The sequence below is a fragment of the Desulfonatronum thiosulfatophilum genome, from assembly GCF_900104215.1.
GTDB lineage: Bacteria > Desulfobacterota > Desulfovibrionia > Desulfovibrionales > Desulfonatronaceae > Desulfonatronum > Desulfonatronum thiosulfatophilum.
The window spans coordinates 171725-194871 of sequence record NZ_FMXO01000004.1 but is presented as its reverse complement, the minus strand read 5'-3'; the positions used below and the strand labels follow the sequence as shown (position 1 = coordinate 194871).

General features: G+C 59.1%; 22 protein-coding genes. 6 read left to right on the top strand and 16 right to left on the bottom strand.

The features are described 5' to 3' along the window. Positions 1–209 precede the first annotated feature (209 nt). Positions 210–1364 carry an O-antigen ligase family protein gene (locus BLP93_RS04660; protein WP_161946195.1) on the top strand — a complete coding sequence of 385 codons (1155 nt, stop codon included), beginning with the start codon at positions 210–212 and terminating at the stop codon, positions 1362–1364. A gap of 741 nt (positions 1365–2105) precedes the next feature. Here BLP93_RS04660 and BLP93_RS04655 read toward each other — a convergent pair. The 8 genes from BLP93_RS04655 to BLP93_RS04620 all read right to left on the bottom strand — a co-directional run bounded on the left by BLP93_RS04655 (position 2106) and on the right by BLP93_RS04620 (position 9059). Then, complete coding sequence (locus BLP93_RS04655; RefSeq protein WP_092117746.1) at positions 2106–2954, bottom strand: glycosyltransferase family 2 protein; 849 nt, start codon at positions 2952–2954, stop codon at positions 2106–2108. Beyond that, positions 2951–4123 carry a glycosyltransferase family 4 protein gene (locus BLP93_RS04650; protein ID WP_092117743.1) on the bottom strand — a complete coding sequence of 391 codons (1173 nt, stop codon included), beginning with the start codon at positions 4121–4123 and terminating at the stop codon, positions 2951–2953. Before BLP93_RS04650 ends, BLP93_RS04655 begins: the two co-directional genes overlap by 4 nt. Then, positions 4120–5130, bottom strand: a complete 1011-nt coding sequence (locus tag BLP93_RS04645) for a glycosyltransferase family 9 protein (RefSeq protein ID WP_092117740.1) — start codon at positions 5128–5130, stop codon at positions 4120–4122. Before BLP93_RS04645 ends, BLP93_RS04650 begins: the two co-directional genes overlap by 4 nt. A 4-nt stretch (positions 5131–5134) precedes the next feature. Continuing rightward, positions 5135–5956, bottom strand: coding sequence for a glycosyltransferase family A protein (locus BLP93_RS04640; RefSeq protein WP_208596564.1), 822 nt, complete (start codon positions 5954–5956; stop codon positions 5135–5137). A gap of 28 nt (positions 5957–5984) precedes the next feature. Then, positions 5985–7106 (bottom strand): glycosyltransferase family 4 protein, encoded by a 1122-nt coding sequence (locus tag BLP93_RS04635; protein ID WP_139162914.1) that lies wholly within the window; start codon positions 7104–7106, stop codon positions 5985–5987. 26 nt (positions 7107–7132) lie between these two features. Further along, positions 7133–7465 (bottom strand): pentapeptide repeat-containing protein, encoded by a 333-nt coding sequence (locus tag BLP93_RS04630; RefSeq protein WP_208596563.1) that lies wholly within the window; start codon positions 7463–7465, stop codon positions 7133–7135. A 49-nt stretch (positions 7466–7514) separates the two neighbouring features. Then, a complete protein-coding gene (locus BLP93_RS04625) occupies positions 7515–7988 on the bottom strand; it encodes an RT0821/Lpp0805 family surface protein (RefSeq protein WP_208596562.1) in 474 nt (157 codons plus the stop codon). Positions 7989–8063: 75 nt separating this feature from the next. Further along, a complete protein-coding gene (locus BLP93_RS04620) occupies positions 8064–9059 on the bottom strand; it encodes an NAD(P)H-dependent glycerol-3-phosphate dehydrogenase (RefSeq protein ID WP_092117724.1) in 996 nt (331 codons plus the stop codon). 316 nt (positions 9060–9375) lie between these two features. Here BLP93_RS04620 and ahbB point away from each other — a divergent pair, with 316 nt between their 5' ends. The 5 genes from ahbB (at position 9376) to BLP93_RS04595 (ending at position 13704) form a co-directional block, all read left to right on the top strand. Further along, positions 9376–9867: a siroheme decarboxylase subunit beta gene (gene ahbB / locus BLP93_RS04615; RefSeq protein ID WP_092117919.1), complete on the top strand. Its 492-nt coding sequence runs from the start codon at positions 9376–9378 to the stop codon at positions 9865–9867. Between the two features lie 30 nt (positions 9868–9897). Then, positions 9898–11166, top strand: coding sequence for a glutamate-1-semialdehyde 2,1-aminomutase (gene hemL, locus BLP93_RS04610; protein WP_092117721.1), 1269 nt, complete (start codon positions 9898–9900; stop codon positions 11164–11166). Further along, complete coding sequence (locus tag BLP93_RS04605) at positions 11126–12238, top strand: cobalt-precorrin 5A hydrolase (RefSeq protein WP_161946194.1); 1113 nt, start codon at positions 11126–11128, stop codon at positions 12236–12238. The genes hemL and BLP93_RS04605 overlap by 41 nt, the downstream gene beginning before the upstream one ends. 9 nt (positions 12239–12247) lie before the next feature. Next, a complete protein-coding gene (gene cobJ / locus BLP93_RS04600; protein WP_244148640.1) occupies positions 12248–13042 on the top strand; it encodes a precorrin-3B C(17)-methyltransferase in 795 nt (264 codons plus the stop codon). Between the two features lie 110 nt (positions 13043–13152). Continuing rightward, the gene (locus tag BLP93_RS04595; RefSeq protein ID WP_092117715.1) at positions 13153–13704 is read left to right on the top strand and encodes a hypothetical protein; all 552 of its coding nucleotides are present in this window, start codon (positions 13153–13155) and stop codon (positions 13702–13704) included. A 3-nt stretch (positions 13705–13707) separates the two neighbouring features. Here BLP93_RS04595 and selB read toward each other — a convergent pair whose 3' ends face one another. From selB to BLP93_RS04555, 8 genes are all read right to left on the bottom strand, one after another. Next, positions 13708–15615, bottom strand: coding sequence for a selenocysteine-specific translation elongation factor (gene selB, locus BLP93_RS04590; RefSeq protein ID WP_092117712.1), 1908 nt, complete (start codon positions 15613–15615; stop codon positions 13708–13710). A 109-nt stretch (positions 15616–15724) separates the two neighbouring features. Further along, a complete protein-coding gene (locus BLP93_RS04585) occupies positions 15725–16189 on the bottom strand; it encodes a metallophosphoesterase family protein (protein WP_092117709.1) in 465 nt (154 codons plus the stop codon). Between the two features lie 62 nt (positions 16190–16251). Continuing rightward, a complete protein-coding gene (locus BLP93_RS04580) occupies positions 16252–17067 on the bottom strand; it encodes a glutaminyl-peptide cyclotransferase (protein WP_092117706.1) in 816 nt (271 codons plus the stop codon). After that, complete coding sequence (mrtJ, locus tag BLP93_RS04575) at positions 17046–17495, bottom strand: JDVT-CTERM system glutamic-type intramembrane protease MrtJ (RefSeq protein ID WP_092117703.1); 450 nt, start codon at positions 17493–17495, stop codon at positions 17046–17048. Before mrtJ ends, BLP93_RS04580 begins: the two co-directional genes overlap by 22 nt. Further along, complete coding sequence (locus BLP93_RS04570; RefSeq protein ID WP_092117700.1) at positions 17483–18376, bottom strand: universal stress protein; 894 nt, start codon at positions 18374–18376, stop codon at positions 17483–17485. The genes mrtJ and BLP93_RS04570 overlap by 13 nt, the downstream gene beginning before the upstream one ends. A 15-nt stretch (positions 18377–18391) precedes the next feature. Continuing rightward, positions 18392–18799, bottom strand: coding sequence for a secondary thiamine-phosphate synthase enzyme YjbQ (locus BLP93_RS04565; RefSeq protein ID WP_092117697.1), 408 nt, complete (start codon positions 18797–18799; stop codon positions 18392–18394). Between the two features lie 278 nt (positions 18800–19077). Next, complete coding sequence (gene gltA, locus BLP93_RS04560; protein WP_167353014.1) at positions 19078–20538, bottom strand: NADPH-dependent glutamate synthase; 1461 nt, start codon at positions 20536–20538, stop codon at positions 19078–19080. Between the two features lie 87 nt (positions 20539–20625). Beyond that, on the bottom strand, positions 20626–23145 hold the full coding sequence (locus BLP93_RS04555; RefSeq protein ID WP_092117694.1) for a sulfide/dihydroorotate dehydrogenase-like FAD/NAD-binding protein: 2520 nt from the start codon (positions 23143–23145) through the stop codon (positions 20626–20628). Between the last annotated feature and the right edge of the window lie 2 nt (positions 23146–23147).

Below are 23147 nucleotides of genomic sequence, written 5' to 3'. Positions count from 1 at the left end.
GGATTTCAGATGAACAGGCCAGTTGAAAACCCCAAATTCTAATAAGGTACAACTCCTATTCCTTCCTTAATGGATGAGTAATCCTTTCAAGGAGTGATTATACAATGACTTTATTGAGTAATATGTTGCGCATTCGTGAAAATATTTCCTCTGACTCTTATCGTACTCTCTGGGCCTTGCTGTTCTGCTTGTCTCTCAGCACCATCTTTATGACCGATAATCTCAGAATACACCGAAACGTCTATTATTTACTCGTATTGCCTCTTTTTTTCCTCCAGGTTCCGGTTTCGTTCTTTTACAGCCTGTTTCGTTCACCTGTCTTTCTGGCCAGCCTAGCCTTTCTCGGATACCTTTGGGTGAGTTTTTTCTGGTCTACGGCATCCGGAGCATTGAACTTTTACAACGAGACACGGTCGTTGATTCTAATGCTTATCTTCCTGGCCATCATTGCTTTTTACTCCCTGGTCGTTGACAATTTTTCGCGCTTGCTGGCGAAATGTCTGGCCTGCGTGGTGGGAATCACGGCTCTGGTTTCCGTGTACGCGTTCTATATCAGCAACCAGATCCCCATAACGGAATGGCTGACGCACCGAGCCTGGGATATTGGCATAACCGCCCGGCATATCGGTCATTCCAGTGGACTGTACGGGGCTGTAGCCGTGTTTTTGATTTTTGGATTAGTGACTTGCGGAAGACAAGGCAAAATCCGGAAATCGGAGGGCGGAAGGCAAGAGGGGAAAGGGGAATCCCCCGATATGTGGATGTGGATAGGGGCTGTAGCCCTGGTGCCCGTGTTGGGTTTCGTGTTTTTGACACAGACCCGTGGCGCCTTGCTCGGCATTGTCACGGTACTCGGGTTGGGGGTGCTGGCCCAGGGTGATCGACGTCTGTTTCTGATGTCAGCCGTGTCGGCCGGAGCCTTATTGGCCGTTGTCGCGATGCGGAGCAGTATGTCGGACGCGCGCTTGGAGATCTGGTCCCTGGCCTTGGACCGGGCCTGGGAACGGCCCTGGTTCGGCTTCGGGCTGAACGAAATCCAAGGTTTGGTTGTCGCCAGTGGATATAATCATGACACGGCACACAATATGTTCCTGGATTGTTTGCAATACGGAGGTCTGGTCGGACTGTTGTTGCTTTTAGGCCTGATTGTCCTGGCCCTACGCGGGGCGTGGCGTGAATACCGCCGTACCGGCAGTTTCCTGCTTTTTGCCATTGTGCTTTATCCCCTGATCTTCGGCTTCTTTGACAGTTTTCTAACACTGTCCAGGGTTTCGCCCATGTGGTTTCAGTTCTGGTTGCCCGTGGGACTGGTTATTGGCTCGGAAATCCGCGCCCGGCGGGAAGAACATGCCGGAAAAATCTGAACAGGCCCATCATCCCCTCCCCCTTCCGCAATAATCCCGGGCAGCCCTTCTAGCCCCTGAAAGATTGGGTCTGTTCGCTTCCTGCAAACCCGGCGCGGCTCGCTTCCTGTTCGACGAAGAGCGACATGAGGTCCTGAAGCCTATCAAGCCTAATGACGCCTGCCGCAACATTGCTGCCATCATGGAAGCGGGCGATGCGCTCGATGTGGGAGGAAGCACGCCTTTAATCCGGAACTCACTAATTGGCACCCATACGATGCTCTGCTCCTGAACATAGAACGGGCTTGCCAGGCTGCCATTGGTCTGTTCTGGCGTTGCACCTAGTGACCAGGGAACATCTGGGATGCCTCAAAACACGCGCTGATGCTTTCAGACTGATGCGTAAGCTGATCTGATCAGTGAGCAGACGGTTGGCCATGGTGGCCATGACTGGATTTCGTAATGTGGCCGTCCAAGTACAAGGGATTGGACATGAGCACGATCCGGACCATCGCCGACGAACACTGGAAATCTTTGGTCAGGCTCTGCCCCGAGATCGGCTTGCGCATACCGTCGTAGCCTATAACTACAGCAACATTTGAGGGCGCACGGGAATCATGGGGATAACCTCGCACCTCCTCAGCAAATTCTGATCATAAGATCGGAACTGACGGCTTGCCTTGATTTACGGTCTCGCAGTCCGAGTTGTTCTCAAAAGAATCATTACAACGGCTTTTATCCCGGGAGCCGTGCAATGCAGAGCTAGAGATCGATCCAGGCCAAGGGGTCTTGATGAAAGGTGCCGTTTTTTTCGCGCAATGTCCAAATCTTTAGCCGCAGGGGCACGAAGCAGTTTAGGAGGGTTGCGCCGAAAGGGACTTTGCGCAACAGGTTCCGATAAAGTCGAGCTGCCTTGATCTCTCGTGAGGAATAATATCGTTCTGTAACCAGTTTTCGTTCCCTGCGATGCGCCTGCGCGGATTCGCCATCGTTTGATACGCCCCCGATGCGGAAGACGGCCACGGGGCGTTTGAGGTAGATGCCGCGGATATCATGGTGCAGGAAAGCCCGGAGCAGCCAGTCGTGATCTGCGACAATGCGCAATTCCTGATTAAAACCGCCGCAACGATCAAATGCCTCCCGACGATAAAGAATGGCCTGCTGCGTGATGGCACGCTCCACCAGGGTCAAACAGTTGACCTGCCGGTGGCGGCGATAATAGCGCCCACCCTTTTGCCCTTCGTCAAGGAGCACCACATCCCCGAAAATGATGTCCGCATCCATGGACTTCAGGCACCGACTCATCATGGACAGCACCTGGGCGTCATACAGCATGTCGTCGTCGTTCAGAAAATACAGGGCCTCGCCAGTGGCAAACGCAATGCCCTTGTTCATGGCCTGGTAGATTCCTCCGTCCGCCTCACGAATACACCTGACCGGATACCTTGCCGTTTTGGCATACTCAAGAACAAGTTCTTGCGTGCCGTCCATGGACAGATTGTCGATGATGATATGTTCACAAGGCGGTGCTTCTTGACAGGCAACGCTTTCCAGGGCTGATCGCAGTTGCGCCGCCCGGTTCCACGTGGGAGTGATGATAGATATTTTCATGCCGTGACCGCCTTCCACCACTGCCTGGACCGGGATTCCCAGGAAAACGCTTCCCGGCGTTCGCGACAGTTTGCCACCAGTGTGTCCGCAAGAACCTGGTCTTTTGCCACCTGGCTGATGCCGGCAGCCAGGGCCTCGACATCACCAGGCGCGTACAGCAGAGCCTCCTGTCCCGGACGCAGCACCTCGGCCACCGAAGGCAGATTGGAAGCCAGGATCGGCCGATTCAACCCAAGATAGTCGTAGGCTTTAGTCAGGGCCACGTATGGCATGCGTCCCAGGGGCAATGCCGGGATAATCAGGGCATCCACAGACTTGAGCAAAGCCGACAAATCTTTCGGCGGGACCGGACCGCGCACCTGGACTGAGACCTGCCGCTCTTTTGCCAGTAACCGCAACTCCTCCACCTCCGCGGGCTTGCCGCCGGCAATGATCAGTTCCAGGGGCAGGCCGACATGACGGGATAATTCATTCCAGGCCTGAACCAGCCACTGAACTCCCTGCTCCGGATATAACGAGCCGATATAGGCCAGGGTGAAGGGTCGTGTTGGTTCCGGGATGCGTTCGGAAATTTCGCCGGGATCAAAGCCGCAGGACAGGCCGACGGTGACGACATCCTTGCCCGGAACCATCCCTTCCAACTGACGGCGCAAGACCGAGGTGGTGGTCAACAATTTTCTAGAACCGGCAAGCACCTCCCGCTCGATTCCTGCTTCCACGGACAGTGCTCCGCGTTCCAGGCACAGCAGCTGATGCACTTCATAAACCCGGCGCAATCCAGCTATTGCCTTTTTGCGTCCATAAAGAAAGCGCATCAGTTTCGGAAAACTGGCCCCAGCCAGGATATCCTGAGGCTGCTTGCTTTTCTGCAGGAAAGCAGAAAGCGACCAATAGTAGACGGCATTGACGGTTATCCCGCGTCCGCCCCTGGGCTTGAGCAGGGCAGGCAGGGCGTGAAGATGAAAATTGGGTAACGGGGCAAGCCCGATACGGCGCAGTATCTCTTCGGTGGTGGCGTGGGCGGCGAGGAGAGAGGGACGAGGATATATGAGGCGAACGGTTTTTCGCTGCTCCACCGCCGCCAGCCACCAGCAATGACGCAGGCAGTACAGGCCATGAGCCGAACCGTCCCCGGGGTTCTGGTTGATGACGAAAAACAAAGTGTTCATGGGGCCGGTTCGTTCTGAAGCAGTGCATCGCAGGCCTGGAGAACCTGCTCCAGCGAAATCCGCTCCGCCGGTGGCTGCTGCAGATCCTTGTCCGCCCGGGGCTGCACCACGATGTTTCGGGTCTGCCAGGGCGACCAGTCCTCCGGCCTGGAGCCGATAAACAAAGCCACTGTGGGGCAGGAACACGCCGCGGCAAGATGCATGGCCGCTGTATCAACGCCAACAAACAGCCTTGCCCTGTACAGCAGTCCGGCCAACTGCGCCCAGGAAGCACGCCCGGCAGTGCTCATGATGCGCCCGGGCTCCACCATCATGAGCCGCGCACACAGATCCACTTCCCGGACATCCGGGCCGCAGCTGAGCAGGATGTTCGGAATACGACGCAGCAAGTGTACGCACAAATCTCGCCAGCGCTCCTCCGGCCAGCGCTTGATGGACCAGCGTGTTCCAGGGTGAAGCAGGACAAAATCCGTCAACTCTCGGGCAGGCGGCCAATCCTGAGTCCGTTTGCTGACGAACCGCAGCGGCGACAGGGGCGGGTTCAGCGGAGCAGGTAAACAGTCGCTGACCGTATAGAATTCCTTCTCCACTTGGTGGCTTTTGTACCACCAATAATTGGAAAAGTCTGTGAAGGTTCGTCGCCACCACCAATGCAGGGGCCGCCCGGCGGCGTTGGCGCAGCGATGGCGCGCCCCGCTGACAAGGGTCAGCCAGCGTCCGCGGTCGCCGTCGCCGAGCTCGAAGGCGTAGTCGAACCGCTCCCGGCGGACCACTGCGGCAAGGGCAAGGTCGGAAGCCCAGTTCCAGTGGCTGCGCTTGGCCTTTTCCGGGGCCGCGGCCGTGAGAATTCGATCGATATCCGGGCAGCCCGCCAGGATGCCCTCGCAGCCCTGACGCACCACCACCCAGATCAGGGACCGTGGATAGGTTTCCCGGACCTTTCGCACCACCGAGGTCAGCAGCAGGGAGTCGCCGATATGCTTAAGCTTGATGAACAGAAATTTCATGTGCTCAGCGCTCTCCCACCAGCCAGCGCCAGTACCAGGCCTTCTGCCAGAACGGATTCTTTTTGCGTTTCATCCGGACTGTTCGGGATCTATCCATCAGGATCTCCCAGCGAAAACGCAGAAACAAGCGACTATGCCCGGCGTCCCCGCCGTACTGCTTCATCTCGTATTCCTTGCGGAAATCGATGGGGGTGTTGTGGGACAGGTCGCGCTCCAGAGAGTGATAGGATTCCTCTCGGTTCACGTCGATGCGCGGGATGCAGCGGTACTTCCTGGGCAGATAGCGCTGCCGGGAACCGTGATATTTCTGGAACTTCACGAACCGGTAGTCCTCGGCGCCGTAGTGGCCGCAAAACTCCTCGTCATATCCGTACAAGCGCAGGAATCTGGCCCGCGAAAGCAGAAAGGTGTTGGAATGGCCGTGCCGCATCTGGCCCGTAGCCGGATCCGTCCTGTAGATCTTGAAAAAATCGCGTCCGCACTCCCGCATCCGCAGCATGTAGGTTAGGGTGGGCTCGGGAAATTCATGGTCGATGTCCGTAAGGAGCACCTTGTCCGAGGCCGCATAGACCACTCCCAGATTCCGTGCGCCGCCCTGGTTCCAGGGTATGTCGTCCGTGATGCGCAGCCAGGTCAGGTTCAGATCCAGGTCCGGAAGTGAAAATCTCAAAGGCGAACAATCGTCCACGACAACGAACTGGATCCGGTCCAGAATTTCCGGTGCATACCCCTGGTATCGCCGAAAAAGGTCCAGGACCGAGTCCGGTCGTTTCTGATCCAGGTAGTAGTGGGTGACGTAGGTCAGCCCGATGTGCGACTTGTCCACGATCCGTCTTCATGGGCATCAGCATGGCTCATGCGCGCCGTCTCCTGGTCGAGGTTGCGACAAGCATTTGGAAAAGCTGTTCCAGTCGCTGACCCATGTCTTCAAGGGTAAATTTTTCCATGACCATGTCCCGGGCGCGTCTTGCCATTTCCAGCCCGAGTTCCGGCTGCTCCAGGATACGTATGATCCCCTCAGCCAATGCCGGTGCATCGCTCGGCGGCACAATCAACCCTGTACGTTCGTGATCCACAATTTCCGGGATGCCGCCGACATCGGTGCCGACAAAGGGGCAACCCGCAAACATGGCCTGTAGTCCGGCCTGAGGGATGCCCTCGTTCTTCGTGCTGCTCAGTAGCGCGACGTCCAGCCCTCGAAAAAACGGCCAGACATCGTCCTGGTGTCCCGGCAAAAGAATCCGCTGAGCCTGCGGACTTTCCCTGGCGCGCTTGGAGTAGTCGCCCGTGACCGGACCTCCGCCCACGAGCAGGAGGTAGCTGTTCGGGATCCGGTCAGCCAGTTGCTCAAACGCGTCTATAAGCACGTACTGTCCCTTCCAGCTGCGCAGGACCGAAACCTGACCGATAAGCAGGGCGTTGTCCGGCAGGTTGAATCGACGCAGCAGTTGTGTCCTGGCCTCCTCTCGGGAGGGCAGAACAGGGGCCAGGATGCCGGTGGGAATCGAGCTGATTTTTTGCGGAGGCAAATTGAAGACACGCTGGATGTTTTGCTGGACCATTTTGGCCGTGGTCACGACATGATCGCACAGTCCGCGATATTGCCAACGGTTCAACAGATGTCCGTTCACCGGGGTGCTGACATGCCTATAGCGTACTGTCGCCGGGACCTTACAGAAGCGGGCCGCCAAGAGCCCCACCCAGCTGTCGACGCTGCTGTGCGTACATACCACATCCGGCTGAATGGCCTTGAATCGCTGTACGAGGCGCAAGAAATCAAAGGGCTTTGCCTTCTTGGCAAACGAGATGGCTTCACAGCTCAAGCTCGATTCATGGGCGCGCCGAAACAACTCTCCATGCCTCGGCCCGAACAAATGCACGCGGTGTCCCCGGTCCCGGAACCAGAGGGCTTCGTTGAAGACCCGGATGTCCTGTCCGCCCCAGGCATCCGAGGCTTCAGTGTGGACTATAGTCAAGCGAGCCGGTGATATCCGAGTTCCCACTATTTACATGTCCCGATTGAATCGAAGGCGCAGACCCGACCGTCGGTCCATACGGCTTTGCTGAGATTAGCGCCGTCAAGCTTGGCGCCTCGCAAATCGGCGTCATACAGATAGGCATCGATGAGAACAGCGCCACTGAGATCGGCGTTTTGAAGTTTGGCGCCCTTCAGATAGGCGCCTTGCAGGTTTGCTCCCGCCAGATTTGCTCCCTGCAGATCGACTCCGGGGCAACGGGTGTAGGGAAGGATGGGGCAGTTGTCTATGGTCTGCTGCGCGGAAAGCGGCAGGGCTGGGAAAAGAAAGCAAAACAGCATGAGAATCATTCTGATCATGATCATCTCCTCTCAACAATAATTGAATGAGCGTCCCGGCTGGTCGCTACTACTGCATCTTCCAGGCACCGTCAGGCATGCGACAGGCCGTGCCATAGCCTTCTTCCAACTTCCCCCCTACTTCGACCTGAGTCCTGAACTCGCGGCAGTACTGGCCGTCACTTTTTTGAAAGGTATTCACCGGAGTGACATGATATTGATGGCCCGTGTCCGGATTTCTCCACTGGGACGTCTGTCCTGTGGGCTGGGTTTCCAGAGTGCGGCTGACCTGTTGCTGGTCCATCCGGTCCATGTACCCGCCGACATAGCTGCCCAGTGCCGCACCGAGGATGGTACCACCGATGATCGCGGCCACACGGCCGCTGCCGCCGCCGATCTGGGCGCCGGCAATACCGCCGCCGATGCCTCCCAGCAATCCACCGCCGATCTGATGGACCTGACCTCCTCCTTGTACGCCCCCGCATCCGGTGGCCAAAAGCGCAAGGATTGCCAACACTGCCAAAGTCTTTCTCGTTGATCGCATGATTTAACCTCCAAGGAAAAAACAGGATATGCGTTCTATGACAATTTTGAGTAGTTACCATTGCCCCTTTTTCTACTACTGCTCGCTTTTCAGTTCCCGGTGCATCAATTCATGGACGGCCGTCAAGGGATCTTTGCCTTCGTAGAGCACCTGGTAGACCTGTTCCGTTATGGGCAGCTCCACCTTGTGTTTGCTGCCCAGCGCATGCACGGATTCCGTGGTTTTGACGCCTTCGGCCACCATTTTCATCTGGCCGAGAATATCCAGGAGTTTGTGCCCCTCGGCCAGCTTCAGCCCGACCTGACGGTTACGGGAAAGATCTCCGGTGCAGGTCAAGACCAGATCGCCCATGCCGGACAGGCCCATGAAGGTCTGGGCCTGTGCCCCCATGGCCACTCCCAGGCGGGACATTTCCGCCAGGCCCCGAGTAATCAGCGCGGCCCGGGCATTCGTGCCGAAACCGAGACCATCGGAAATGCCCGAGGCAATGGCGATGATGTTCTTGAACGCGCCTCCAAGTTCCACTCCCCGAACATCCTTGTTGGTGTAGACCCGGAATGTATCCGTGGAAAGCAGATCCTGGATGGCTCGAGCCGCGGTTTTGTCTTTGCAGCCCAAAGTGACTGCCGTAGGCATGCCCTTACTGACTTCCTTGGCGAAGGACGGCCCAGACAGCATGGCAAAAACCGGCTTCAGGCCGATCAGCGTGTCTTCGGTCACTTCGGACATGGTCTGCAGCGTGTCCAGGGTGATGCCTTTGCTTCCAGAGATAATGACGGGTTTTTTGGGGAGATGCTCCCGGACGGTCTTCAAGACGCCGCCATAGAACTGACTGGGAACCACAAACAAAAAGTACTCCGCATTCTCCGTCACCTGGGCCAGATCGTCACTCACAAAAAGATTCGGCGACAATTCCAGTTCCGGCAAATACCAGGGATTGCAGCCTTTGGTCCTGATCAGCGACGCCAGCTCCTTCTCCCTGACCCAAAGTCGTGCCGAACCGTTCTTCCGCGCCAAGAGATTGGCCAGGGTCGTCCCCCAGCTTCCACCTCCAAATATCGCCGTTTGCATGATTTGATGTCTCGTTTTTGAAAGGAGTTGAAAGGAGTTTGAACCACATTGTTCCAGATTTTGCAAGGAATGAACCCGGGTGATCTGAAAGCAGGCTGAGGATTCGCGACAGCACTCGTTGTCGACAAGATTTCAATTATTACCCCAAGGCGTCAGCTCAATCAAGTGTAATCCGCTTGAATAAGGGCGCGTCCTTGCGATCAGGCGCGGAAAGCTCTAAATGGTGATGACCAGGTGATCAGGCTCGAAACGGATCAATCCGGAAAATCGTCCGGATACACGACACTCAAACGGAAAAATGAAAATGGACCAACACATGCCCAAAACAGACCCATCTTCAGCCCACAGCGAGGCGGAGCAGGTCGCGCTGCGACTGCTTCAGGCGGATATACCGGATTCGGTTCAGCCATACAAAGACATCGCCGATCAGGCCGGCCTCACCGAGGAAGCCGTGATGGAGCTTCTTCGGGGACTCAAGGAAGCGGGCATTGTCCGCCGTTTCGGAGCAACCCTGCGTCATCAGCAGGCCGGATACGGCGCCAATGCCATGGTCGGCTGGTACGTGGAGCAGGACAGGGACATGGACGAGGTCGGTGCTATCATGGCCCAGCGTCCGGAAATCACCCATTGCTACGAACGGGTGAACTGTTACGACTGGCCGTACAACCTGTACACCATGGTTCACGCCCGCAGCCGGGAGGAATGTCTGAGCGTGGTGGAGAACCTCTCTAAAATAGCCCAAGTGCCGCAATACGATATCCTCCTCAGTCGCAAGGAGCTGAAAAAAACCTCTATGGCTTATTTTTAAGAATTGAAACAAATATATCGAGGTGAAAGCATGACTGACTCCAGAACGTTGTTTGCCAAGGCCCAGGAACTGATCCCCGGTGGGGTGAACAGCCCGGTGCGCGCCTGCCTGAGCGTGCAAAGCGAGCCCCTGTTCATAACCCGCGCCAATGGTTCACGGATGTGGACCGTGGAGGGCCGGGAACTCATTGACTACGTCATGTCCTGGGGACCGATGCTCCTGGGCCACTCGCATCCCGCGGTGGTGGAAGCCGTGCATCAGGCCGTGGATCAGGGTGCGAGCTTCGGTGCTCCCTGCCAGGCCGAGATCGAGCTGGCGGAAATGCTGGTGGCCGCGCTGCCCGGGGTAGACATGGTTCGGATGGTGAATTCCGGCACCGAGGCGACCATGAGTGCACTGCGCCTTGCGCGGGGTTACACCGGCCGAAACAAGGTGCTCAAGTTTGAGGGCTGCTACCACGGCCACAGCGATGCGTTTCTGGCCAGCGCCGGTTCCGGCGTGGCCACCCTGTCCATTCCCGGCACCCCGGGAGTGCCCGAGGCCGTGGTCGCGGATACGCTCCTGGCCCCGTACAATGATCTGGACGCCGTGGAGGCGCTTTTTCGAACCCACGGCGACGAGATCGCCGCGGTCATTGTCGAGCCCGTGGCCGGAAACATGGGCATGGTCCTGCCGCAACCCGGCTTTCTGCCCACCCTCCGCGTGCTGACCCAGCGTCATGGCGCCCTGCTCATCTTTGACGAAGTGATCACCGGCTTCCGTCTGACTTACGGCGGGGCGCAGAATGTCTTCGGCATCGTTCCGGATCTGACCTGCCTGGGCAAAATCATCGGCGGCGGCTTTCCCGTAGGCGCCTACGGCGGACGCCGGGAGATCATGTCCCGCATCGCTCCCTGCGGCGACGTTTATCAGGCCGGAACGCTTTCCGGTAATCCCGTGGCCATGGCCGCGGGCGTGGCCACCTTGCGGGAGTTGGGCAAGGCCGATTACATGGATTTGACCAGGAGAACCAAGGCCCTGGCCGGCGAGTTGAAGAGCGTTCTGGAAGAGCGCGGCGTGCAAGTGCAGCTGAACTGCATGGCTTCGCTCTTCACCCTCTTTTTTGCCACGGATCCGGTTACGGACTTTGCCTCGGCTTCCAAGGCGGACGCCGTGACGTACGCCAGTTTTTTCCGCCAGATGCGTGACGCCGGGGTGGCTCTTGCGCCCTCGGGTTTTGAATGCGCGTTCACTTCCTTTGCCCATACGGACGAGGATTTTGAGAAAACCCTGGACGCCTGCCGCACCGTGCACTTCTGAAAAGCGCCGGACCGCAGTGGATTCCGAAGCCTCCACTGCGGTCTGGGCCTTGAACGCAAAGGGTTGCGATCTGGGGCGGTCGTTGACTTCGCGCCTGAACGCAACCCTTTTTGTTCCGCAAAAGCATCTCCGGTGTGAATCCGAACGATCGTTCCAGGGGTTTGCCCAGACTTTTGCGGCGCAGTTTCGCTGCTTCCGGCGTCATGTCTGCATTGCCGCCACCGGCATTGTGGTGCGGTGCGTCGCGCCTGTCCTGAACAGCAAGACCACGGATCCGGCCGTGGTGGTCCTGGATCAGGACGGTCGGCACGTGATCAGCCTTCTGGGCGGGCATATGGGCGGAGCCAATGCCCTGGCCGAAGAGGTCGCGCGAATGACAAACGGAGAGGCCGTGATCACCACGGCCACGGATACCGAAGGGCTGCCGGCTCTGGATCTGCTGGCAAGGGATCTCAATCTGGCGCCGCATCCTCCGCGACTGCTGAAAACCGTTGTCGCGGCCATGCTGGACAAGGACAGCGTACAGCTCTGGGATCCGGAAGATCGCCTCCGGCCCTCGATCCGCATGTCCGGCCATGAGGCGCATTTCACGCCGGTTGACAACCCCTCGCAGTGGCAAAATGCGCAACCCGGCATCTGGGTTTCCTGGCGCAATGATGCGCCAGGCGACGCACCATTCACTTTGTGCCTGCATCCGCGCTGTCTGGTGGCCGGATTGGGCTGTCACCGCGGCGTCGCCGGGGCAGACGTTCTCCGGTTCATCGAAACGGTCTTTGCCCAAAGCGGCTTGGCCCTGCAGAGCCTGGCCGCTTTGGGCACGATTCGATCCAGGGCCGGCGAGGCAGGAGTGCGGGAGGCGTTGGACGTTTTGCAGGTCGATGCCGCTTTTTTTTCCGCCGAGGAACTTGCCGGGGTGTCCACGCCTCACCCTTCGGCCGTGGCGCGGCGGCTGATCGGCACGGCCAGCGTCTGCGAAGCAGCCGCGCTGCTTCTCGGAGGAACATCCCCACTGCTGGTCCCCAAGGTGAAGGGCGACGGCCTGACCCTGGCCGTGGCGAGAAAAGATGTGTGACAACTTGAAATGGACAAGAAAAAAATGGATGTAGCTGAAAAATCTCCCGCGAATGTTTCCGGCCCCGGCTGGCTCAAAATCGTCGGCCTCGGCCCCGGAAGCAGCGACCTGCTGACGCCCCAGGCTCTCCAGGCTCTTGAACAATCGCAAGCCATCGTGGGATACAGCGTGTATATCGACCTGATCCCCTTGGAGATTCTGGCCGGCAAGGAAGTGTTGGCCTCGGGCATGCGCCGGGAGATTGAACGTTGCAACCGGGCCGTGGAACTGGCCTTGGAGGGAGTGAATACCGCGCTGGTCAGCAGCGGCGATGCCGGAATCTACGGAATGGCCGGTCCATGTCTGGAAGTCCTGGAGCAGCTCGGCGCCCTGGACCGAGTGGAATGTGAAGTCATTTCCGGCGTTCCGGCCCTTGCGGCGGCGGCAGGCCTCCTGGGCGCGCCGTTGATGCATGATTTCGCGGTGATCAGCCTCAGCGACCTGCTCACGCCCTGGAAACGGATCGTCCAACGCATCGAGCTCGCCAGCCGGGCTGATTTCGTTCTTGTTCTCTATAACCCGCGCTCCAAGGGGCGGGACCGGCAACTTGCCCAGGCCGTGGACATCGCGTTGCGCTTCAAGAGTCCGGAGACCCCGGTGGGCCTGGTACGCAACGCCTACCGACCGGACCAGGAAGTTTCGGTCTTCCCTTTGCATCAGGTACCCGTCGAACGCGTGGACATGCTCAGCATTCTGTTTATCGGCAACAGCCAGACCCGTTTTCTCGGCAACCGGATGCTCACGCCAAGGGGATATCCGCTGTGAATCATGCCGGACAAACCCCGCTCTATGTTGAATAATTCTTTACGGCCCGCTGAGCCTGACATGCACAACGATCAACAAAACAAGAATTCATTCCACGGAGATATTGAATAATGAACGATAGCGGCAAACAACCTGCCCTCCTCAACCCGTATGCGGAAAATCTGTATAACTTTGCTCTGGACCGCGAGGACATCAAGTGGCTGCTCCAGGGTCTGCCCCAGGATGGGCAAGTGGATCTGAATACCGTGGAGTATGAACTGCAGCTGCTCAAAATCGTGAGCACGGGGTGGGCTATTTCCTTCTATCTCCAGGAGGATCCGCTCAAGGACCAGATCCAGGAACCCTACTGGCAGGCGATGCGGGAGTTTTCCGAAAACATTTCCCAAACCACGTCCCTGCTCATCGGCAAGGACATCGAATATTTCAAGATCCTGAAATCCCGTCTGGAAACGTATGTCCAGGCCATGGCCGCCCTCGAGCCGGACAACGACCCCACCCAGGCCATCGGCCCGGCCTTCGCCTACTGTTGCGGAGACCGGGACAACCCGTTCACCACCCTGGCTGGAGCAAAGCTCTTCGCGAACACCTTAAGCAGCGTGCGCGAATATCTGATCAAGGCAGTGGGCGAAGACGAGGGCTCCTGCAACGTCACCGTCCAGTAGACCTCATCCTCCAGAACGCAGCCGGCGCTTGTCGCCTACACGCACGGTCATCTTCTCCTTGTCCAGGTATTCCAGCAGGGGAATCGAGAATTTTCTGGTCAGGCCGGTTACGGTCTTGAAGTCCGACGGCTCCATTTCCTCCTTGTCGCGGAAAAAGTCCCGGATCATTCCCTTGAGCTGGTTCATGGCCTCGGTGGTGAAAAACATGTCCTCCTTGACTTTGACCAGTTCGCCCTGCTCCTGAAGCAGACGAAAGACCGGCGCGGCGTCCTTCATTTCCAGGTCCAACGGCGCCAGAACGTCCTTGACGTTGGGCGGCGTCACGCCACCTTTCCTGAATGCGTCCAAAATTGCGCTTCGCAGCTTGGCTTGGTCCGAGGCCAGGGATACCTTGTGGGTCGGAAGACGAAACAGATCGCCGTCCGCGGTCAGTTCACCCTGTTTCTGGGTGCGCTCCAGGACGAAGTGAAACAGCTTCGGATGCAGCTTCCGGCCCCATCCGGAAGCCAGGGCGCTGCGTGAAATTCCCTGTTTCATGGGTTCCCTGCGGTGAAAATCAGCCGTAAACTCCACGATGCCCGCGCACAGCTCCTGAACCAGGCGTCCATGGACATAGGTCCTGTTGTCCCGTTCGAACAAAAAGGCATCCTGTCTGCCACCCAGGGTTTGGAGGAGCTTTTCCAGCTCCTTGGTATCCAGGCAGGTCAGGGCTCGCAGTTGCGCGAAGGTCAGTCCGGACAGTCCGGCAAGCTCAAGCTGAAGCAGAATGCGCTGGTCGCCCAAGGCTTCACCCAACGCAGCCAGCTTGTCCACCACGGCGGAAAAGCGTTTCACCTTGCGGCCCAGGGGATTGACCACCTTTCCACCGGCCACGGTGCGTAGCGGGGAGAATGACCGCAGAACGCACCGGTCGCCGTACATGCCGACCATGGGTTCTTCGAAACGGACCTGGGTCATGGCCGTATCGCCCGGTTCCAGCTTGTCGCGGTCCAGGAAATAGATACGGGCCAATGTCTCCTTGGTGCCGTGGTGAAAGTGGATCTGGGTGCGATGCTTCAATGCTTTGGGCGTGGAGGGCAGGCAGGTCAATTCCACATCCCAAGTGGTGCTGGGGAACAGGCTTCCCGGATGGGTCAGGACCATGCCCCGTTCCAACTCCTCCACTTCCAGACCATGCAGGTTGACGGCGGTCCGCTGCCCGACCTCGGCCCGTTCCTGGGAATCACCGTGCACCTGCAGGCCGCGGACCTTGCTTTTGAGGGACCACGGCGTAATCTCCAGCTCGTCGCCCACCTTGAGCGTGCCCGAGACCAGGGTGCCCGTCGCCACGGTGCCATGGCCGCGCATGGTGAAAATCCGGTCAATGGGCAAGCGAAAAACGTCGGAACGGGAATCCCGCTGGAACTCCCCTGCCAGGGCGGAGATCCGCTGCCGGAGTTCCTCAAGGCCCAGCCCCTTGTGGGCGGAAACAGGGACCACCGGGGCCTCGCCAAGAAAGGTGGGCTCCAGAAAGGCGCGCACGTCTTCCTGAACAAGCTCCAGCCACTCCTCATCAACCATATCCACCTTGGTCAGCGCCACCAGCCCGCGCCGGATGCCCAGCAGCGTGCAGATTTCCAAATGCTCGCGCGTCTGGGGCATGACGCCCTCGTCCGCCGCAATTACCAGAACCACGAAATCGATTCCCGCGGCTCCGGCCACCATGTTCTTGACGAATCGCTCATGGCCGGGCACGTCCACCACCCCGAGCCGTATGCCGCCGGGCAGATCCAGAAAGGCAAAGCCGAGCTCGATGGTGATGCCCCGCTTTTTCTCTTCCTGCAGGCGGTCGCAGTCTATGCCGGTCAAGGCTTTCACCAAGCTGGTCTTGCCGTGGTCGATATGCCCCGCCGTGCCCATGATGATCGGCATTATGTATTCGCCTCCATTTGTCTGCGTGTCATGATCATGTCTATTGAAAGTGGGTGCAGGAGCGATTTGTCCGTTGTTCCGACGGCTCGGCTCCGGCGTGGAACCGCACTTAGTCGTCCAAAGTGATTAATTCGGGATGCAGAACCTGGTTCTCGACACGGATCACAGCCATGGAAATAGGCAGAGAAAATCGTTTCGGACCAATGCTGCCGGGGTTGAGAAAGAGAACGTCGTCTCTGTAGGAGATGTCCGGGCTGTGGGAGTGCCCGTAAATTACGACGTCGATTCCCGCGGCTTTCGGATCAAGATCCAATTGGGATACATCATGAAGCATGAAGAAATGCACACCGGCGATTTCCAAGGATGCTGTGCTATGAATTGCCCCCCCGGAAGGGAACCGGTCCATGTTGCCACGCACAAAGACGGTCTGCTGCAGAGCCTGCAGTTCGTCAATGATCTCCTGACCGCAAATGTCGCCGGCATGGAGGATCAGGTCGCACGTCTTGAGTATGTTCATTGCGCTGGATCGCAGCAGCCCATGGGTGTCCGAGATCACGCCGACGAGTTGGTTCATGTGTATGCTCTTCTCTTCTTGTGCCCGAAGGTTGGTGAATATGTATCAATGCGATGTGACGCTTACCTGGGAATGACCCGAATTTCAAACAGAACGGGCCATAGCTTGCCCGTGACGAAAATGCGCTGCGTCGCGGCGTCGTAGGCAATGCCGTTGGGTACGGCGTCATGGGGCAACCGCCGCGGGCCAAGAATGCCGGTCAAGACTACCCGGGACAGCACGTGACCGGTTTGCGGATCAATGCGCACCATATCCTCCGTGGGAAATACCTTGGCCCACACCTCGCCCTCAATGTATTCCAGCTCATTCAGGCCCCGCATCGGCCGCCCTTCATAGTGCACCGCGATCCGGCCCGTTTCCTGAAATGTGGTCGGATCGAGCCGACGCAGGATGTTGGAACCGTCACTGAGGATCAGTCCCTGGTCGTCCTGGGTCAGCCCCCAGCCCTCTCCGGGATAGGAAAAAGTCTCCAGCTGTTCAAACGTCTCCAGATCGTAGACAAAGCCGGTTCCGGATTTCCATGTGACCTGGATCAGGCGATTCTGCCACAAGGCCAGCCCCTCGCCGAAGTATCGCGCGGGCAGATGATGTATCCTGAGCACCCGGCCGGTCTCCAGCTCGACTTTACGCAACGAGGAGCTGCCCCAGCCTCCGGTGCTCTCGTAGAGACGGCCCTCGTGAAAAAACAGCCCCTGGGTGAAGGCCTTGGGGTCATGCGGATAGGTGTTGATCACCCGGTAGGTTTCTTGACGGGGAGCGGGAAAATCCTGTCTGGCATGCAGGACAGGGGGGGCAAGAAAAGTCGTGCCGAAACAGCCCGCTGTGACGGCTCTGGCGGCCAATCCGGCGGCCATGGTCAGGAATTGACGGCGTCGCATGTTGATAATGCACTGCCTATAGCTGAAAGCGGTAAAAAAAAACAGAGATTATACCAGAAATGAACCATGGTGCAGGGAACAACCCGGCCATGTCTGTCCCAGATCCACCCGAAAATCAGCGACGGGATAAAAACGGCCGCTGCCCACAAAGGAGGTTGAGCGACCAGGTGCGCCAGCACAAAGAGGATGGAAGCCGCCACGTTGGCCAGGGTCAGCGGTCCAAGGCGGTGCTGAAACAAAGGCCTGCGCAGCATGAACTGTTGGATCAGACCGCGAAAGAGGAGTTCCTCTGCCAGGGCCATGATCGTCAAACGCCAGATCGCGATGCGGAACACGGGTTCCGGGAGCAGCCAGGCCAAGGGTCCCAGGGCCAGGAGAGCGTAAAACCAAGGGTCTCGGTGCCACCAACCGGATGCTAGAGCTTGCAAGGGTAGCCGCAAACCCACAAACTCGCTCCCTCCAGCTTGCGGGCCAGCAGCAGGCTGATCGACCCGAACTGCCGTTCGACCATCATGCCCCGGCCGGCCCCGGCGCGCCCTACGGCTACAACTGCGTACCTGCCCCGTTGCGCCTCCTCAAGAATACCACGGGCGTAATCCTTTTCCACAAGCACCTTGGTCGTGATCCGTGATTCGGGAATTCCGTTCACCTGAAGCATCTTCACCGCATTGTCGAGAATCAGGATTTCGTCGCGGTAATCGCGCTTTTCCGGGGCGGCAAGGTAGGCGACGCATATTTGGTGCCGGCTTTCGGAAGCGCATATCCAACCGACATGATCCGCGGCGCATAATCCCGGCTTGGAACCGTCCACGCAAAGCAGCACATTGGTTCGGGTCGAATCCGGCTCCCTGCAGATCCAAAACGGAAAGTCCAGGTGCCGGTCAAAAACGGCCTCATTGAATTCCGTGTCCAGATGCTCCTCCAGGCGATGGATCGCCCTGCGGCCCAGCAAAACGGCGTCGTATCTATGTTTTTCAGCAATCAGAGCGATATCGCGGATGCTCAAAACAGGCTCCCAGACGTCGTCGCTGCGTGGAGCGCCCACGGTGAAACCTTTTTCCATGAGCATGGATGTGGCCCATTTCCGGGCCTCGTCCGATGAGAGGCGGTTCGGATCTCCATTGCGAAGTCCGGCCCCGGGCGTGAAGGCGAGGTCGATGCGCAGATCCGGGGCCGGCTGGAAGAAACTGCTCACGAACCGAACGCCATGCAGCAGCGCCGGATCCTCGCCGACACAGATCAGCAATCTTCGATCCGTGACGCAATATTCCGGTATGGGTTTCAGCAGGTCGTCAGTGGGCATGGGCATGATAGCGGGTTGTTCTCAGGCTGCCGTCGATGAGGCGAACCACTGGATCCATACCTTGCGAGACCGCGGCCCGTCGAATTCCGTCAGAAAGATGCCTTGCCACATCCCCAGCATCAGCCTCCCCTCCTCCACTAAAATTCGGAGGTCCGAGCCCATAAGGCCGGCTTTCACATGGGCGTCGCTATTGCCTTCAGCATGCTGGTAGTCGCCCTGATGCGGGATAAGCCGCCTCAGGGTCGTCAGAATATCCCGGGTAACCGTGGGGTCGGCATTTTCATTGATGGTCAATCCGGCGGTGGTATGCGGACAGAACAGGATCACCATGCCGTTGCGGAGTTCACGGTTGCGAACGAAATCCTGCACCTGCGCAGTAATATCAACCATGAACTCACGTTGCGGCGTTTGTACGGAAAGTTCATGCATGTTTCCAACTCCTCTTTGGTCGAATGATCTCTGGGAACTGATTATTCAGCAAATTCTGGTCATGAGTCGAGAACTGGTCCGGCTTGCCTTGATTTTGCGGTCTCGCATGTTTGACTGAGCCAGGATTCGTTCATCGAACCATTGCCATGCGCTTGAAGCACCAATTGCTGTTTATTCACGCAATGGTTCGATGTTACGAAGCCGGCGAAGGAGTTTGTGAGACCGCAAAATTAAGGCAAGCCGGACCTCAGTCAAACCAGATCATGATTTACTGGGACTCAAACACACGGCGGTTCTTCGCCGGTCATGTATTTGTGCATGGCTCGGGCCGCCTGTTTGCCCTGGCCCATGGCGCTGATCACCGTGGCCGCGCCGGAAACGATGTCCCCCCCGGCGAAAACGCCGGGCTTGGAGGTCATCATGGTATTTTCATTCGCGATCACGGTTCCCCGGCTGCTTACTTCCATGCCCGACGACGTTCTCGGGACCAGGGGGTTGGGGCGGTTGCCGACGGCCACAATGACGGTATCCGCCGGGATGATGAATTCGCTGCCCTCCACCGGCACGGGCCGCCTGCGTCCCCGTGGTCCGGGCTCACCCAGTTCCATGCGCAGACATTCCATACCCGTGACCCGGTTCCGACCATCGGTAACGATCCGTTTAGGCGCGGTTAAAAGATGAAACTCCACGCCTTCTTCCTGGGCGTGGTGCACTTCCTCGACCCGGGCCGGCATTTCTTCCATGCCGCGACGATAGACGATCAGTGATTCCGCGCCCAGACGCAGCGCCGTCCGGGCCGAATCCATGGCCACGTTCCCGCCGCCCACGGTTATGGCCCGTTTCGGGCGGATCGGGGCCGTGGCGTAGCGAGGAAAGTCGTAGGCCTTCATCAGATTGATCCGGGTCAGGAATTCGTTGGCCGAAAAGACACCGATGGCGTTTTCCCCCGGGATGTTCAAGAACATGGGCAATCCGGCCCCGGTTCCGATAAATACGGCGTCGAATTCGTTTTCCAGGAGCTGATCCACGGTCTGGGTCATGCCGATGGCCATGTCCGTGCGGATTTCCACGCCATGCTTTTTCAGGTTGCTGATCTCGTACTGCACGATTTCCTTGGGCAGCCGGAACTGCGGAATGCCGTACATCAGCACGCCCCCGGCCAGGTGCAGGGCCTCGAAAACAACCACATGGTGCCCCCACCGCGCCAGATCCCCGGCCACGGTGATGCCCGCCGGACCGGCGCCCACCACGGCCACGCGTTTGCCGCTGGGCTCCGCGGCGCAGGCCAGAGGTTCATGGCCATGAGTCCGGGCGTAATCCGCGGCAAAGCGCTCCAGACGACCTATGGCCACGGGGTCGCCCTTCTTGCCCAGGATGCATCCGGCCTCGCACTGGCTCTCCTGGGGGCAGACCCTGCCGCATACAGCGGGCAGGGCGTTCTGCTCCTTGAGCTTGTCCGCGGCCTCGGCAAAATGCCCCTCGGCAATCAGGGCGACAAAAGCCGGAATATTGATGTTCACCGGGCAGCCCTTGACGCAGCCGGCCTTCTTGCATCGCAGACAACGACCGGCCTCGAGCATGGCGGTTTCCTCGGAATACCCCCGAGGGACCTCCTCGAAATTGTACCGCCGCCGCCGGGGATCCTGCTCCGGCATGGGCTGGCGGGGAATCATCGGCCGCTTTCCTTTTTTCGGCCTGGCCGGGCTATCCGGAGATGAAATCATTTCTTCAGCCTGCATGTCTCACTTCCTGAACTTCGTACCTGATTATCGTTTCGGCCGGTAGGACGTTGCACCCGATACCGTTGAACTCCGCATCCTGGACCGCTATCGACCGCACCCGCACCCCTGATGTGCGGCCTCCGGGAACATCAACGCATTCAAGTCCGCGGCCTGGGGCAGGGCTTCCACTTCTTCCCGGGCGTAGGCGCTGCGTCGGCAGTCCAGCTCGTCCCAGTCCACGCCGTGGGCGTCGAAGAACGGGCCGTCAATGCAGGCGAACTTCGTCTCCTCGTGAATGGAAACCCGGCAGGCCCCGCACATCCCGGTGCCGTCGACCATGATCGGGTTCAGGGCCACGAAGGTGGGCACCTTCCAGGATCTGGTCAGTTCCGTGGTCATGCGCATCATGAAGGTGCAGCCCATGGCAATGAACATGTCCACCGGCCCTTCATGGCGGTACAACTGCTCAAAGACCTCCTGCACCCCGCCGCGCGTTCCCCTGCTGCCGTCCTTGGTGGCGATGCGCGTTTCATCGCTCACGGCCCGCAGCTCTTCTTCCCAGAAGAGCAGGTAGGAACTGGAGGCCTCAATGACGCTGATCACCCTGTTTCCAGCCTGTTTCAAGGCACGGGCCAAAGGCAGAATGCCGCCGATGCCGTAGCACCCGCCGCCCAGGACCACGGTGCCCTTCTTTTGAATGTCGAAGGGCTGTCCCAGCGGCCCGCTGACATGGGCCAGTCGCGCTCCGACGGGCAGGGAGATCAATTCCCGGCTGGACCGTCCCACTTCCTCGATGATCAGGGTGATGTCGCCCTGGTCCGCGTTCCAGTCCGCCAGGGTGAAGGGCGTGCGTTCCGAGGTTTCCCCGGCCATCAGGATCACGAACTGGCCGGGCTTGGCATGGGCGGCGATCTGCGGCGCCCTGATCCGGAGCAGGTGCATGTTCGGCACCAGTTCCCGCTTCTCCAGCAACTCGAAGCCGTCAGCCAGCGCGTCTTCCGGGGCATCACTTTGAACCGGTCGGGGCGTTGTGGGAAGCCCGAAAGCTTCCAGAGCGGGAACGATATCCGCCACCAGATGGCCTCGATAAGTCGCCGGCAGGGCAAAAACGTCATGGCGCGGAGCTTTGGAAAAAGGCCCGGGGGCCGGTTCATCGCCTACGGCGCGGCTTACTTCCTCCAGGGAAGCGAACTGCATGGTCGCAAAGTCCAGTCGCTGCCCCAGGTCGCGCAGGATTTCCCATTCCGGTCGGGCCTGCCCCGGCGCGGAGCTGACTCTGGTCAGAGGCTTGACCTCGCCCGCGGCGTTGCGAAATGTACCCGCGTTTTCGGAAAGCAGGGCCACGGGCAGCAGCACGTTGGCCACGTCCCGGGAACGGCCCGGCAGTCCGTCGAGAACCACAAGAAACTCCAGGGCCGTGAGCTGCTCCGCGTTCAGAAAGTTGCCGCCGAGAATCATCGCCGTGATCGTGTCGCTTCCGATTTCGGCGACCCATTCGGGCAAGGGGGATTCCTGACCAACGGGCACGGTGGGTACAGCAGCAATTCGGGCGTCCAATTCCCGGGCGAGTTGTTCGTAGAGATATCGCTCCTCACGGGATATGGCTTCGCTGATCAAAATGCCGATCTTTCCGGCATGCCGACGCAGCCCGCTTGCGGCGGCATCCAGGGCCGAGGCCCAGTCTACCGTGAAGGCATCGCCGTTTTCACGGATGGCAGGACGCAACAACCGCGTCGGCGCGTTCACCAGCTGGGCGTAGCCGAACCGCCCCAGGGCGCACAGGCTGGCCTCGGGCCGGAAAGCGGTCATGGTCGCGGCCACGAACTGACCGGACCGGGCTTTGGCGATCATGGAGCACCCTTCCGGGCAGAGCTGGCAGGTGGAAGGGGTCTTGGCGTCCGGCTTGCCGTGCCAGCGGGCGAAGCGATCCGTGAGAGTTCCGGTGGGACAGATGTCGATGCACGATCCGCAGAAGGTGCATCCCGAATGGACGTGGCTCTTGTGAAACGCCGTGCCCACCCGTGCTTCCTTGCCCCGGTTGATGATGCTGATGGCCGGTTTGCCGTGAATCTTCTCGCAGATCCGCCAGCACCGGGCGCAGAGGATGCAGAGATTGTAGTCCCGGTCCATGAACGGGTCGCCGCGTTCCAGGTTGTGCGCGCCGTAGAGCGTCGGCAGACGCAGGTCCCGGTCCCCGGCCTCCAGGGCCATGGTGCGGAGATCGCACTCCTCTCTGTTGCTGCAGAACCCGCAGCGCGTGCTCCTTCCGGCCTTGGTCGCCTTGGGCCGGAAGGACTCGCAGGCCTCCCGGTGCGCGCAGACCAGACAGCTGTTGGGATGCCCGGAAAGCATCAATTCCAGAGTCCGCTTACGCAGCGTCTCCAGTTCCGGCGACTGCGTGCGCACCTGCATGCCCTCTGCCGCCGGGGTGGTGCAGGACGTGGGATATCCCCGCACGCCCTCGATCTCCACGATGCACATCCGGCAAGCGCCGTAGGGGCTCAGGTCCTTGTGGTCGCAGACGGTCGGGATCGTGACGCCCGCTTCCCGGGCCGCGTCCAGCACGGTGGCCCCTTCCCGCACGGCGACATCCCGGCCGTCAATTGTCAAATGAATTGCATTCATAC